The organism is Mycobacterium sp. ML4, assembly GCF_054515735.1.
Genome location: NZ_JBTNSY010000019.1, coordinates 24,180 through 36,925, shown reverse-complemented (window position 1 = coordinate 36,925; position 12,746 = coordinate 24,180). Strand labels below are relative to the sequence as shown.

General features: G+C 65.7%; 13 protein-coding genes. 7 read left to right on the top strand and 6 right to left on the bottom strand.

Annotated features, from left to right (window positions below):
* Positions 1–17 precede the first annotated feature (17 nt).
* Together lon and ACX9NE_RS20880 are read right to left on the bottom strand one after the other, a co-directional pair.
* Positions 18–2,363 (bottom strand): endopeptidase La, encoded by a 2,346-nt coding sequence (gene lon, locus ACX9NE_RS20885; RefSeq protein WP_459364070.1) that lies wholly within the window; start codon positions 2,361–2,363, stop codon positions 18–20.
* A gap of 252 nt (positions 2,364–2,615) precedes the next feature.
* Positions 2,616–3,848, bottom strand: a complete 1,233-nt coding sequence (locus ACX9NE_RS20880; protein ID WP_459364069.1) for an alpha-hydroxy acid oxidase — start codon at positions 3,846–3,848, stop codon at positions 2,616–2,618.
* A 33-nt stretch (positions 3,849–3,881) separates the two neighbouring features.
* Here ACX9NE_RS20880 and ACX9NE_RS20875 point away from each other — a divergent pair, with 33 nt between their 5' ends.
* Entirely contained in the window at positions 3,882–4,295 is a 414-nt protein-coding gene (locus ACX9NE_RS20875; protein WP_459364068.1) for a DUF1810 domain-containing protein, read from the top strand.
* On the opposite strand, the gene ACX9NE_RS20870 is transcribed toward ACX9NE_RS20875, so the two are convergent.
* Genes ACX9NE_RS20870 through ACX9NE_RS20860 form a run of 3 tightly spaced genes read right to left on the bottom strand, consistent with a single transcriptional unit; the run spans position 4,292 to position 6,695 of the window.
* Positions 4,292–5,551 (bottom strand): alpha-amylase family protein, encoded by a 1,260-nt coding sequence (locus ACX9NE_RS20870; protein ID WP_459364122.1) that lies wholly within the window; start codon positions 5,549–5,551, stop codon positions 4,292–4,294. The genes ACX9NE_RS20875 and ACX9NE_RS20870 overlap by 4 nt on opposite strands.
* A 20-nt stretch (positions 5,552–5,571) precedes the next feature.
* Complete coding sequence (locus tag ACX9NE_RS20865) at positions 5,572–6,108, bottom strand: alkyl hydroperoxide reductase (protein ID WP_459364067.1); 537 nt, start codon at positions 6,106–6,108, stop codon at positions 5,572–5,574.
* On the bottom strand, positions 6,108–6,695 hold the full coding sequence (locus ACX9NE_RS20860; RefSeq protein WP_459364066.1) for a peroxiredoxin: 588 nt from the start codon (positions 6,693–6,695) through the stop codon (positions 6,108–6,110). Before ACX9NE_RS20860 ends, ACX9NE_RS20865 begins: the two co-directional genes overlap by 1 nt.
* 103 nt (positions 6,696–6,798) lie before the next feature.
* Here ACX9NE_RS20860 and ACX9NE_RS20855 point away from each other — a divergent pair, with 103 nt between their 5' ends.
* Genes ACX9NE_RS20855 through ACX9NE_RS20840 form a run of 4 tightly spaced genes read left to right on the top strand, consistent with a single transcriptional unit; the run spans position 6,799 to position 9,677 of the window.
* Positions 6,799–7,737: a hydrogen peroxide-inducible genes activator gene (locus tag ACX9NE_RS20855; protein WP_459364065.1), complete on the top strand. Its 939-nt coding sequence runs from the start codon at positions 6,799–6,801 to the stop codon at positions 7,735–7,737.
* Positions 7,725–8,429: an EthD domain-containing protein gene (locus ACX9NE_RS20850; RefSeq protein WP_459364064.1), complete on the top strand. Its 705-nt coding sequence runs from the start codon at positions 7,725–7,727 to the stop codon at positions 8,427–8,429. The genes ACX9NE_RS20855 and ACX9NE_RS20850 overlap by 13 nt, the downstream gene beginning before the upstream one ends.
* Positions 8,430–8,437: 8 nt before the next feature.
* Positions 8,438–8,881: a TIGR03618 family F420-dependent PPOX class oxidoreductase gene (locus tag ACX9NE_RS20845; protein ID WP_459364063.1), complete on the top strand. Its 444-nt coding sequence runs from the start codon at positions 8,438–8,440 to the stop codon at positions 8,879–8,881.
* 10 nt (positions 8,882–8,891) lie between these two features.
* Positions 8,892–9,677, top strand: a complete 786-nt coding sequence (locus tag ACX9NE_RS20840) for an enoyl-CoA hydratase/isomerase family protein (protein WP_459364062.1) — start codon at positions 8,892–8,894, stop codon at positions 9,675–9,677.
* On the opposite strand, the gene ACX9NE_RS20835 is transcribed toward ACX9NE_RS20840, so the two are convergent.
* Complete coding sequence (locus ACX9NE_RS20835; protein WP_459364121.1) at positions 9,644–9,841, bottom strand: (2Fe-2S)-binding protein; 198 nt, start codon at positions 9,839–9,841, stop codon at positions 9,644–9,646. The genes ACX9NE_RS20840 and ACX9NE_RS20835 overlap by 34 nt on opposite strands.
* 278 nt (positions 9,842–10,119) lie before the next feature.
* Between ACX9NE_RS20835 and bfr the strand changes: the two genes are divergently transcribed.
* Positions 10,120–10,599, top strand: coding sequence for a bacterioferritin (gene bfr / locus ACX9NE_RS20830; protein WP_459364061.1), 480 nt, complete (start codon positions 10,120–10,122; stop codon positions 10,597–10,599).
* Between the two features lie 42 nt (positions 10,600–10,641).
* Complete coding sequence (locus ACX9NE_RS20825; RefSeq protein ID WP_459364060.1) at positions 10,642–12,708, top strand: MDR family MFS transporter; 2,067 nt, start codon at positions 10,642–10,644, stop codon at positions 12,706–12,708.
* The last annotated feature ends 38 nt before the right edge of the window (positions 12,709–12,746 follow it).

Here is a 12,746-nt window from a genome sequence, read left to right as displayed (position 1 = left end):
GAGCTGCCCGGCGGGTCTCAGGCGGCGGCCGTTGCCATTTGCGCCATCGGTTCCAGGGCCTGGGCAACGATCTCGGCGACATCCGTCATGGGTTTGACGGTCAGCGCGTCGAGCACTTCGGCAGGCACGTCATCCAGATCGGGCTCGTTGCGCGCCGGGATGAAAACGGTTGAAAGCCCGGCACGTTGGGCGGCCAGCAGCTTCTGCTTGACACCGCCGATGGGCAACACCCGGCCGTTGAGGGTGACCTCGCCGGTCATGCCGACATCCGCGCGGACTTGGCGTCCGGTGGCCATCGACACCAGCGCTGTCACCATCGTCACCCCTGCGGACGGACCGTCTTTGGGCACCGCGCCCGCGGGCACGTGCACGTGGATGCGGCGATCCAGCAGCTTGGGGTCCACACCTAACTCGTCGGCGTGCGAACGCACGTAGGACAACGCGATCTGCGCGGACTCCTTCATCACGTCGCCCAACTGCCCGGTGAGCTGCAGGGCCGGCTGGCCTGGCCCGTCGGTGGCGCCGGCCTCGATGTAGAGGACGTCACCACCGAAGCCCGTGACGGCCAGACCGGTGGCCACACCGGGCACCGCGGTCCGTTCGGCCGATTCCGGGGTGAACCGCGGACGGCCAAGATAACCAACCAGGTCGGGTTCGTCGACCACGAGTGGGTCACCGGTCCCGTCCGATCTGGAAGCGAGTTTGGTGGTCACCTTGCGCAGCGCCTTGGCCAGCAGCCGTTCGAACTGCCGAACGCCGGGCTCGCGGGTGTAGTCGGCGGCGATCCTGCGCAGCGCGGCATCCGTGACCGTGACCTCGTCCTCGGTCAGCGCCGCCCTCTCCCGCTGCCGGGGCAGCAGGTAATCGCGGGCAATGGCGACCTTGTCATCCTCGGTGTAGCCGTCGATGTGCACCAACTCCATGCGGTCCAGCAGGGCCGAGGGAATGTTCTCGACCACGTTGGCAGTGGCCAGGAACACCACGTCGGACAGGTCCAGATCCAGATCCAGATAGTGGTCGCGGAAGGTGTGGTTCTGCGCAGGGTCGAGCACCTCGAGCAACGCCGCACCCGGGTCGCCCCGGTAGTCGGAGCCGACCTTATCGATTTCGTCCAATAGCACAACGGGATTCATCGATCCCGCTTCACCGATGGCCCGCACGATGCGGCCCGGCAGCGCACCCACGTACGTGCGCCGGTGCCCGCGGATCTCCGCCTCGTCTCGCACCCCACCGAGGGCGACGCGAACGAACTTGCGGCCCAGGGCACGGGCCACGCTCTCACCCAGTGAGGTCTTACCGACACCGGGTGGACCGGCCAGCACCATCACCGCACCCGAGCCGCGTCCGCTCACGACCTGCAGGCCGCGCTGGGCGCGACGGGTCCGCACGGCAAGGTATTCGACGATGCGGTCCTTGACATCGTCCAGGCCGTGGTGGTCGGCGTCCAGGATCCCACGCGCCGCCGCCAGGTCCGTCGCGTCCTCGGTCCGGACATTCCACGGCAAGTCGAGGACGGTGTCCAGCCAGGTGCGGATCCAACCACTCTCCGGGCTCTGGTCGCTGGCTCGCTCCAGCTTGCCGACCTCGCGCAGCGCGGCTTCGCGCACCTTATCGGGCAACTCCGCGGCTTCGACACGTGCCCGGTAGTCTTCCAAAGACCCTGCGCCGTCGTCGGTTTCCCCGAGTTCCTTGCGGATGGCGGCCAGCTGTTGGCGCAGCAGGAACTCCTTCTGCGTCTTCTCCATGCCTGCTCGCACGTCGTCGGCGATCTTGTCGTTGACCTCGGTTTCGGCCAGGTGCTCGCCGGTCCACTCGATCAGTACGCGCAGTCGCTCCCCGACATCGACCGTCTCGAGCAGCTGCCGCTTCTGCACATCGCTCAGGTACGACGCGTATCCGGACGTGTCCGCCAGCGCGGACGGGTCGGTCAGGCTGTTGACGTAGTCGACGATCTGCCAGGCCTCACGGCGCTGCAGGATCGCCAGCAGCACCTTCTTGTATTCCGCTGCCAGCGTCTTGATTTCGTCAGTCACCTCGGTCTCGGCGACCTCGGTCACCTCGACCCACAGCGCGGCTCCGGGACCGGATGCGCCCGCGCCGATCTGGGCACGGAGTTCACCGCGCACCACCGCGGCCGAACCGCCGCCAGGCATACGTCCCACCTGCAAGATCTTCGCGATCACACCGTGCGACGGATACCGGTCGTCCAGCCGGGGCGCGATCAGCAACTGCCCTGAATCGCTGGCACGGGCAGCGTCGATTGCCGCTCGCGCAGCGTCGTCCAGTGCGATCGGCACCACCATTCCGGGCAGCACGATGGTGTCGGTGACGAACAGCACGGGAACCGATTTGGCTTGAGCCATCAATCCTCCAAGAGTTGAGTCTGCTTCGCTTAACCCAGCCGGGTCCGGATTTGTTCCGCATCCGAATACGCCCCGCGCGGTAATTGGGTGGTGCCGCTCACACCCGTCCGCGTGCCCCGGACCCGGAGGACTCCGGCATGGGTGGGCACCGGCGCGAGCGAACGACGCACCAGGTACCTCACGCACTATCCGCCAGTCTGTTCGAACTACGTGGAGCCCGGTCAGGCCTTCAACGATCTGGTGCGCATCGCGCTATCGCGGCACCAGCCGCCGAAGCTGGGTGACATGTGTGGGCGCAAGCTCCTGCAGGCACGTCACACCCAGTAACGCCATGGTGCGGATGACTCCGCTCTCGAGAATCGAAATGGCCCGACGGACGCCGGCTTCCCCGCCGGCCATCAGCCCGTAGAGGTAGGCCCGCCCCACCAGCGTGCAGCGCGCCCCCAGGGCGATTGCCGCGACGACGTCGGCGCCGGACATGATGCCGGTGTCCATCAGAATCTCGGTGTCCCGGCCCAGCTCGCGAGCCACCACGGGCAGCAGGTGAAACGGCACCGGCGCCCGATCAAGTTGCCGGCCACCGTGGTTGGACAAGACGATCCCGTCCACACCTCGGTCGACGACGGCGCGGGCATCGTCCAGCGTCTGGATCCCTTTGACGACGAGCCTGCCCGGCCACTTCGACTTGATCCAGGCCAGGTCGTCGAAGGTGACACTGGGGTCGAACATGGTGTTCAGGTACTCGCCGACGGTGCCTGACCAGCGATCAAGAGACGCGAAAGACAGCGGTTCGGTGGTCAACAGATCAAACCACCAGTGCGGGTGCGGCACAGCGTCGAGGACGGTGCGCAGCGTCAGTGCCGGCGGGATCGACATCCCATTGCGCACGTCGCGCAATCGGGCCCCGGCGACCGGGACGTCGACGGTCACCAGCATGGTGTCGAAGCCCGCATCCGCGGCGCCCTGGACCAATGCCATCGACCGCTCGCGATCGCGCCACATGTACAGCTGGAACCACTTGCGGCCATGCGGGGCGGCGGCCATGAGGTCTTCGATGGCCGTGGTGCCCAGCGTGGACAGCGAGAACGGGATGCCGGCTGACGCGGCGGCCCGGGCACCGGCGATCTCGCCCTCGGCGTGCATCAAACGCGTGAACCCGGTCGGCGCGATCCCGAACGGCAAGTCCACCGGGGCGCCCATCACATCCCAGCCGGTTGACACCGTGCTCACGTCGCGCAGGATGGTCGGGTGAAATTCGATGTCGCGGAACGCTTGTCGAGCCCGCTCAATGGACAACTCGCCCTCGGCGGCGCCGTCGGTGTAGTCGAACGCCGCCCTCGGGGTGCGCCGCTTGGCAATTCGCCGCAGGTCCTCGATGGTCAGCGCGGCGTCCAGGCGCCGTGCGGTGCGGTTCAACTGTGGCCGCTTGAACTGGATGAGCGGAGCCAGATCCCGGATTTTGGGCACCTGCCGCTTGACCGCCATTCGTTCATCTAACCAGTGTGCGACGGTGGAGGGATGTTCGATTTACAGCGCTTCGTGGACGCGCAGGCCCGGGTGTACGACACCGTGCTCGACGAACTGCGCGGCGGACAAAAGCGCAGCCATTGGATGTGGTTCGTGTTTCCGCAACTACGCGGGTTGGGTGGCAGTCCGACGGCGCAGCGGTACGGCATCGCCTCGCTGGAGGAGGCCCGCGCCTATCTGGACCATGAACTGCTCGGGCCGCGACTGCGCGAGTGCGTGAGGCTGGTCAACGATATCCAGGGTCGCTCGGCCGGGCAGATCTTCGGCTGGCCCGATCAGCTCAAGCTGCGTTCGTCGGTGACGCTGTTCGCCCGGGCAACCGATGACAACCAGGACTTGATTGCGTTGCTGGATAAGTACTACGGCGGCGAGCCGGATCCGCTGACGCTGCGGCTGTTGGCTTAGGGACGCAGAATCCGCCAGCCGTGCGGTTCGATTTCCACGGTGTCGACAAACTCCTCGGGGGGCGCCGTCGAGCCGGCGATCAGTTGGGCTTGGGCTGTGCCCGCCTTCGGCAGCGACACCCGCAGCGGCTTGTCGTCGATGTTGAGCGCGACCAGTAGCGCGTCTCGACCATTGCGGGACTCATAAACGTAGTGCTTGTTGTCGAGGCGCACCGCACTGGTCCTCGCCGTATGCAGCCAGGGGTGGCGGCGGCGCAGACCCACCAGGTACCGGTGCAGCGCCCAGACGTCGGCCCCGCACTCATCCAATGGCAATGGGGGAGAGGGGAATTCGGGCCGCACCACGTCGTCGCCTCCGTAGCGTTCTTCCTTGACTCCGCGGAAGCCGAATTCGTCGCCGGCATAGATGCTCGGCACGCCCCCGGTCGTCAGCAGAATCACCAGCGCATGGGCGGGATGAGCGGGGTGCTCTAGCCGGCTCGCGATGCGGGTGACGTCGTGGTTGCCGATGAACGTTTGCGGCACAAAGGATTCCAGAAATGAGTTGTGGCGCTGCAACGCCCAGTCCAATTCGAAGAAATTGCCGTCGTTAAGGCTGCTCCAGATCGCCTTCCACAGCTCGTACTGAGTGGCTGAGTTGAACTTCGCGCCGTCGACGACGGCAGCATAGTCGCCGTGGATCAGTTCACCGACGAACCAGGCATCGGGATAGCGGCTCCGGACCGTGGGTAGCACTTCGGCCCAGAACCGTTGCGGCATAGTGTAAGCAGCATCCAGGCGCCATCCGTCGGCGCCGCGGTCCAGCCAGTGCGTCATCACCTCGGTGACATAGTCAGCGACCGCTGGGTCCTTATGGTTGAGGGCGATCAGCTCCGCGTGGCCTTCGAAATTGTCACCGCTGAACCAGTGTGCCGATTCGGGGTCGCGGTAGCGGGGGAAGTCCGTGCCCACGTGATTGAACACGCCGTCCAGCAAGATCCGTAGACCCCGTTGGCGCGCCTGGCCGACCAGATAGTCGAAGTCGGAATCGTCACCGAGGCGCGGATCGATCCGAAAGTGGTCGGTCGTGTCGTACCCGTGGGTGCGGGAGTGGAAGACCGGGCCCAGCGCGACGCCGGATGCGCCCAGCGCAATGGCGTGGTCAAACCAGTCGACCAGCCGTCGCAGGCGGTGTTCCCCCGGGCCCGGCGGATCTTCCGACGGAAAGGCCCCGACGAAGCCCAGGGGATAAACCTGCCACCAGATCGCGTGTTCGATCCACGAGGGTCCGGTCGTACTCAGCCGACCGCCGCCAGTATCTGGGCGGTGCTGATTGCCTGTGCCACCCCCGAAACGATAGCCGCCACCTTCAGCGCCTCCAGGATGGCCTCCCGGCCCACGCCGGATTCCCGCAGCGTGTGCTCGTGGGCGACCACGCAGTGGCCGCATCCGTTGATGGAGGACACAGCGAAGCTCCAGAGTTCGAAGTTCGCCTTGTCCACACCGGGATTGCCGATGATGTTCATCCGCAGCCCGGCGCGCAGGTCGTCGTAGGCGCCGTCCAGGAAGCCGCGGCCGCGGTAAAACACGTTGTTCATGCCCATGATCGACGCGGCGCCCAGCGCGGCGTTGTAGGCCTGCTCCGAGAGGGTGTCGGCCGCTTCGGCGCCAATCTCGCCCAGCACCTGAGCGTTTCGGGTGGCAGCGGCACACGCCAGCAGGGTTCCCCACAGCTGTTCTTCGTTCAATGCCGTGGTGCGGGTGATAGAGCCCAGGTTGAGCTTGAGATCCTTGGCGTATTCGGGCAGGGCGGCCTTCAGGTTTTCGACGCTCATCAGGCTGACGCCTTCAGCAGTTCTCCGGCATCGATCGTCGGGTCACCCTTGCGCCAGTTGCACGCGCACAGCTCGTCGGATTGCAGGGCGTCCAGCACCCGCAGCACCTCGTCGACGTTACGCCCCACCGAACCGGCCGTGGCAGAGACGAATTGGATCTCGTTGTTCGGGTCGACGATGAAGGTGACACGGTCGGCAACGCCGTCGGCGTTGAGCACGCCGGTTGCCTGGCAGAGTTCGCGCTTGATGTCCGACAGCATGGGGAAGGGCAACTTCTTGAGGTCCTCGTGCTGCACCCGCCACTGGAAGTGCACGAACTCGCTGTCGATCGAGACGCCGAGCACCTGCGCGTCGCGCTCCTCGAACTCGTCGTTCAGCTTGCCGAAGGCAGCGATTTCAGTGGGGCAGACGAAGGTGAAGTCCTTCGGCCAGAAGAACACCACCCGCCACTTGCCGGGATGGTCGTCGTTGGAGATGGTGGAGAAATAGTCGCCCGGCTGCTGCGCGTCGACCTTGGACAGGTCACCGCCGATCAGGGCGGTCAGCTGGTATGCGGGGAATTGCTGGCCGATCGTCAACAGAGACATGACGCTCCTTAACTGGATCTATTCAAGATTAGAGGGTGATGTCACTATGGTGCCGCGACCAAGCTGTGAAGTAAAGGTGATTTATCGCACTATACTAATCGGCATGTCCGATAAGAGCTTCCAACCTACCCTGGCCGGCTTGCGGGCCTTTGTCGCGGTGGCACAGAAACGTCATTTCGGCGGCGCCGCAACAGTTCTCGGCCTCAGTCAGTCGACTCTATCCCAGGCGCTGGCGACGCTGGAGACCGGGCTGGGCACCAGTCTCGTCGAGCGTTCCACCCGCCGAGTTCGCATTACGCCCGAAGGTGAACAGTTGTTGCCGCTGGCTCGCGCGGTCGTCGACGCGGCGGAGGCTTTCACCAAAGCTGCGACCGGAGCCGGCGATCCGCTGGCCGGCAGGACGCGGCTGGGATTGATCCCCACCGTGGCTCCCTACGTGCTGCCGGCCGTTCTGGCCGGGCTGCCGCGCCGTCTGCCCGCCCTGTCCTTGCGGGTCGTCGAAGACAAGACCGAGCGTCTGCTGGGCCTGCTGCGCGACGGCGCGCTGGACGCGGCCGTCATGGCGCTGCCGGCGAGTTCCGCGGGCCTGACCTCCATTGCGATGTACGAGGAGGATTTCGTGCTGGCGCTGCCTCCGGGACATGCACTGGCGGGAAAGCAGCAGGTATCGCCTGGCGTGTTGGCGGAGTTGCCGCTGCTGCTGCTGGACGAGGGCCACTGTCTGCGCGATCAAGCGTTGGACGCGTGCCGCGAGGCCGGGGTTCGCGCCGAGCCGGCCGACACCCGGGCGGCCTCCCTGGCGACCGCGGTGCAGTGCGTGGCCGGTGGCCTGGGCGTGACGTTGATCCCCGAGACGGCGGTCGCCGTCGAAACCGCCCGCAGCAGTGTCGGTCTCGCCCGGTTCGCGGCACCGCGCCCGCACCGGGAAATCGGTTTGGTGTTTCGGTCTTCGTTCGGCCGCGACGAGCCCTACCGACGGCTTGCCGGGATCATTGCCGAGCTGATCGACGACAGCGTTAGGTTCGGCGGATGGAGAAAGTGATCGTGGTGTTGCGGCGGGCCGAATTCGACGACGACTGGTGCGCCCGGCTGCGAGGCCCGGTGGCCACCGGACTATCAGGACTAGGCCTGCCCGGGCTGACGGTCAACGTCCGCGACAGCGCGGTGCGCGACTCGCTGATGACGCTGACGACGCTGGACCCGCCGGTCGCGGCGGTGGTGAGCGTGTGGACCCAGCAGTGTTACGGCGAGCAGATGACGGCGGCACTGCGCGTGTTGGACGCCGAATGCGAGCGACTCGCCGCCTACCTGGTCACCGAATCCGTACCCATGCCCGGTCCGGAATCCGAATTCGGTTTACGCACAGCTGGTTTGGCGAATATTGCATTGCTGCGCCGACCGGACGACCTGGACCAGGCTACCTGGCTCGACCGCTGGCAGCTCAACCACACCCCGGTGGCCATGGAGACTCAGTCGGCATTCGGTTACACCCAGAACTGGGTGGTCCGCGCGCTCACCCCGGACGCTCCGGGAATCTCGGCCATCGTCGAGGAGTTGTTCCCGCTGGAGGCGGTCAACGACCTCAAGGCGTTTTTCGGCGCCGCCGACGACGCCGACCTGCAGGACCGGGTGGGCAAGATGGTGGCCAGCACTTCCGCCTTCGGCGCAAACCAGAACATCGACACGGTGCCCACCAGCCGCTATGTGATCAGGACTCCGTTCCGAGAGAGGTGAGGAAGCAGATGACGACGCTCGAGGATGCGGTGGCGCTGGCGGCGCCTGAAAGTGGCCTGGCGGTGATCGCCACGGTGCGCGCGGACGGCACCGTGCAGGCGTCGCTGGTGAACGTCGGCCTGCTGTGGCACCCGGCCGGGGGAGAGCCCGTGCTCGGCTTCACCACTTACGGCAAGGTCAAGCTCGCCAACCTGCGGGCGCGGCCGCAGCTGGCGGTGACGTTCCGCAATGGCTGGCGGTGGGCCACCGTCGAGGGCGTGGCGGAGTTGGCCGGGCCCGACGACGCGCGGCCGTGGCTGTCCGGCCCGGACCAGTTGCGACTGCTGCTGCGCGACGTCTTCATTGCGGCCGGTGGCACCCACGACGACTGGGATGAATACGACCGGGTGATGGCCGAAGAGCGGCGCGCGGTGGTGCTGATCGCGCCGACCCGCGTCTACAGCAACGGATAGGCTGCCGAGCGTGACGCTGCTGGTCGATGACGACAACCGGGTCCGCACTCTGACGCTGAACCGGCCGGAGGCGCTCAACGCGTTCAACGAAGCGCTCTACGACGCGACCGCACAGGCGCTGTTGGATGCCGCGGCGGACCCCCAGGTTGCCGTCGTCGTGCTAACCGGGGCGGGCCGCGCGTTCAGCGCCGGCACCGACGTCGCGGACATGCAGGCGATGATCTCCGACCCCGAGTTCAAGCCAGGAAAATACGGCTTCCCCGGCTTGATCGAGGCGCTCAACGCCTTTTCCAAACCCCTGATCTGCGCTGTCAACGGTGTCGGACTGGGCATCGGTACCACCATCCTCGGCTACGCAGATCTGGCCTTCATGGCGACCACGGCCAGGCTGAAGTGCCCGTTCACCAGCCTGGGTGTGGCACCCGAAGCGGCGTCCTCGTATCTGCTGCCTGCGCTGGTGGGCCGGCAGAACGCAGCGTGGCTGCTGATGTCCTCAGAGTGGATCGACGCCCAGGAAGCGTTGCGGATGGGATTGGTGTGGCGGGTCTGTGAGCCCGACCGGCTTCTACCGGAAGCCCGCCGGCATGCCGACATCCTGGCAGCGAGGCCGATTTCGAGTCTGATGGCGGTCAAACACACCATGGTGGAGCCGCTGCGCCCGCAGATCGCGGCCGCGACGGCGCGCGAGAACGCGCACTTCGCGGAACTGATGGGTGCACAGGCCAACGCGGCGGCGTTGGCGGATTTCGGGAACCATCGGGGTCAGGCGGACGAGGCGGACTGCAATTCGACGTGATTCATGCGGGCAGCGGAAATGATGGCCCGCAGCGTACGGCGACAACGCCCGCAATCACCCCCGGCCCCGCAGAGGGCGGCTACTTCTTTCGAGGTCGACGCGCCCTGCGCCACGGCATCACACACCGTCTGGTTGGTGGCTCCGACGCACAGGCACACGTACATCAGCGAAGACCACCCGCACATGCCGGGGGCGCGTACTGTGTGGTCATATTAGCGGAGTCTAACCTAAGTTGGTTAGCGGAGTCTAACCTAAGTAAGAACACGTGGTCACGGTTGCGCCTCGGTGAAACGCGCCGAGTGCGCAGTTAAGCGTGGGCTCACTCGCCTCGGCTGCACTAGATTGAAACCGGCACCCAACGGTGCCGCTCCACCCGCGCGGCGCGCCACAGCCCAGGCCCGCCCGCGGACTCGACGACAGCCTCCACACCGTAGGAGTGACCATGCAAGGTGACCCAGAAGTGCTACGTCTGCTCAACGAGCAGCTGACCAGCGAACTGACAGCCATCAACCAGTATTTTCTGCACGCGAAGATGCAGGAGAACTGGGGCTTCACCGAACTGGCGCAACACACCCGGGCGGAGTCGTTCGACGAAATGCGGCACGCCGAAGAGATCACCGACCGCATTTTATTGCTCGACGGCTTGCCGAACTACCAACGCATCGGCTCGTTGCGGGTCGGCCAGACCCTACGCGAGCAATTCGAGGCCGATATCGCAATCGAAATCGAGGTGCTGAATAGGCTCAACCCTGGAATAGTCATGTGCCGTGAAAAGCAGGACACCACCAGCGCTCAGCTGCTAGAAAAAATTGTTGCCGACGAAGAACTCCATCTCGACTATCTTCAGACGCAGCTGGAATTGATGGACAAACTTGGAGAGGCGCTGTACTCCGCGCAGTGCGTCTCCCGGCCGCCAACTTAATCCGGGGCCACGCGCGGGCTCCACCATCGACGGGAGTCAACGATGACGAGCCCGGCCGCACAGCCGACGACCTCCGTCGGCCCGCCATCCCCGTGCGCTTCGATCAGTCCGCTACGCCGCAATGTCATATTCGCGGCGCTGATGTTCGCCGTCCTGGTCGCGGCCAGCAACCAGACCATGGTGGTGCCTGCACTGCCCACGATCGTGGAAGATCTGGGTGACCCCATCCACCAGTCCTGGGTCGTCGCCGCGTACCTGCTCGGTGGAATGGTCGTCATTCCGGTAGCGGGCAAATTCGGTGACCTGCTGGGCCGCAAACGGGTGATGCAAAGCTCGCTGGCGCTTTTCCTGGCCGGCTCGGTGCTGTGCGGAGTCTCGGACTCGATGGCCATGTTGTCGATCTCGCGCGCGTTGCAGGGTATCGGCGGCGGTGCGGTCTCCGTGACCGCCGCGGCACTGATCGGTGAGGTCTTTCCGCTTCGCGACCGGGGCCGCTATCAAGGGATCCTGGGCGCGGTGTTCGGAGTAACCACGGTCGCCGGCCCGCTCTTCGGTGGCATTTTCACCGACTACCTGAACTGGCGATGGGCGTTCTGGGTCAATGCGCCGGTCACGGTCACCATTTTGGCGCTCACCGCGGTCGCCATCCCGGCGTTGCCCCGCCGCCCCAAGCCGGCTATCGACTACCTCGGGATACTGCTGATCGCCGCGGCCATGACCGCGCTCATCATGGCCACCAGCTGGGGCGGTACCAACTATGCCTGGGGCTCGGTGCAGATCATCGGGCTGTTCGTCGGGGCCGTCGTCACGCTGGGCGTCTTCGTCTGGGTGGAAAGCCGGACCGCTGCCGGCATCCTGCCGCCGCGGCTGTTTCGCAGCCCGGTTTTCGCGGTGTGTGCGGTGCTGTCCTTGCTGGTCGGCTTCGCGATGCTGGGCGCACTGACTTTCGTGCCGATGTACCTGCGCTATGTCGACGGCGTCTCCGCGACCAGCTCGGGTCTGCGCACATTGCCCATGGTGCTGGGCCTGCTTACCACGTCGCTGGCCGCCGGCATTCTGGTCGGCCGAACCGGTCGATATAAGATCTACCCGCTGGCGGGTACCGCGCTGATGGCCGTCGGATTCCTGCTGATGGCGCGGATGGACGAGTCGACGCCGTGGCCGGTCCAGGCGTTCTACCTGGTCATCCTCGGAGCCGGTATCGGCTTTTCCATGCAGGTGCTGATTCTCATTGTCCAGAACACGTCGCGATTCGAGGATTTGGGCGTGGCCACCTCGGGTGTCACCTTCTTCCGCGTGGTCGGCGGTTCTTTCGGCGCCGCGATATTCGGCGCACTATTCGCGAACTTCTTGAGCCGGCGAATAGGATCGGCGTTGCTCGACGGCGGGGTGTCCGCGACTGTCGCGCATTCTCCTGGCGCCCTACACCGGCTCCCACAAAACGTGGCCGCCCCGATTGTGCGGGCATATGCCGGTTCTCTCGCACAGGTGTTCCTCTGTGCGGCGTTCATCGCCCTGGTCGGATTCATCTTCGCGCTCTGTCTTCGGGAGACGCCGCTTACCGACATCCACGACAGCCCCGGTTGCCTGGGGGACGGCTTCGCGGTGCCGAGAAACAAATCGCCCGAGGATGTCCTGGAAATCGCAATCGGACATTTGCTGGCCGAGGCGCCGACAGTGCGATTGGACGATATCGCCAAGCAACCTGGTTGCGAGCTCGACGTGGCCGGGCTGTGGGGCGTGCTGAGGATTTGTCAATACCAGCGGTTCTTCGAATCTGCGCAGCTCACCGACATCGCCAGTCATATGCATGTGCCTCCGCAGGTGCTCGAACCGGTCTTCGACCGCCTGGTCGAGGCTGGGTACGCGCTGCGCGACGGCGACAGACTGTCGCTCAGCCCGGCGGGGCAGCGGCAGGTCGACTCGCTGTCGGGGCTCATCCGCCAGTGGCTGACTGACCACTTGGAGTTGTCGGCCGACTTCGCCGAACAGCCGGGGCATGACGAATTCGATGCGGCCCTGCAGCGCATCACCGACGGGGTGCTGGTGCAACGCGACTGGTACCAGGACCTCGACCAGTTGGCGGAGCCACGCGCGCTGGCGGGTTGAACGCACGTCATCGGGAGCATCCACGGAGCCGCCGCCCT

What these genes read in the sequence shown, in the direction of transcription:
- lon (WP_459364070.1), bottom strand. Translation starts at nt 2,363, where the DNA reads ATGGCTCAAGCCAAATCGGTTCCCGTGCTGTTCGTCACCGACACCATC.
- ACX9NE_RS20880 (WP_459364069.1), bottom strand. Translation starts at nt 3,848, where the DNA reads ATGGCGGTCAAGCGGCAGGTGCCCAAAATCCGGGATCTGGCTCCGCTC.
- ACX9NE_RS20875 (WP_459364068.1), top strand. Translation starts at nt 3,882, where the DNA reads ATGTTCGATTTACAGCGCTTCGTGGACGCGCAGGCCCGGGTGTACGAC.
- ACX9NE_RS20865 (WP_459364067.1), bottom strand. Translation starts at nt 6,108, where the DNA reads ATGAGCGTCGAAAACCTGAAGGCCGCCCTGCCCGAATACGCCAAGGAT.
- ACX9NE_RS20860 (WP_459364066.1), bottom strand. Translation starts at nt 6,695, where the DNA reads ATGTCTCTGTTGACGATCGGCCAGCAATTCCCCGCATACCAGCTGACC.
- ACX9NE_RS20855 (WP_459364065.1), top strand. Translation starts at nt 6,799, where the DNA reads ATGTCCGATAAGAGCTTCCAACCTACCCTGGCCGGCTTGCGGGCCTTT.
- ACX9NE_RS20850 (WP_459364064.1), top strand. Translation starts at nt 7,725, where the DNA reads ATGGAGAAAGTGATCGTGGTGTTGCGGCGGGCCGAATTCGACGACGAC.
- ACX9NE_RS20845 (WP_459364063.1), top strand. Translation starts at nt 8,438, where the DNA reads ATGACGACGCTCGAGGATGCGGTGGCGCTGGCGGCGCCTGAAAGTGGC.
- ACX9NE_RS20835 (WP_459364121.1), bottom strand. Translation starts at nt 9,841, where the DNA reads ATGTACGTGTGCCTGTGCGTCGGAGCCACCAACCAGACGGTGTGTGAT.
- bfr (WP_459364061.1), top strand. Translation starts at nt 10,120, where the DNA reads ATGCAAGGTGACCCAGAAGTGCTACGTCTGCTCAACGAGCAGCTGACC.
- ACX9NE_RS20825 (WP_459364060.1), top strand. Translation starts at nt 10,642, where the DNA reads ATGACGAGCCCGGCCGCACAGCCGACGACCTCCGTCGGCCCGCCATCC.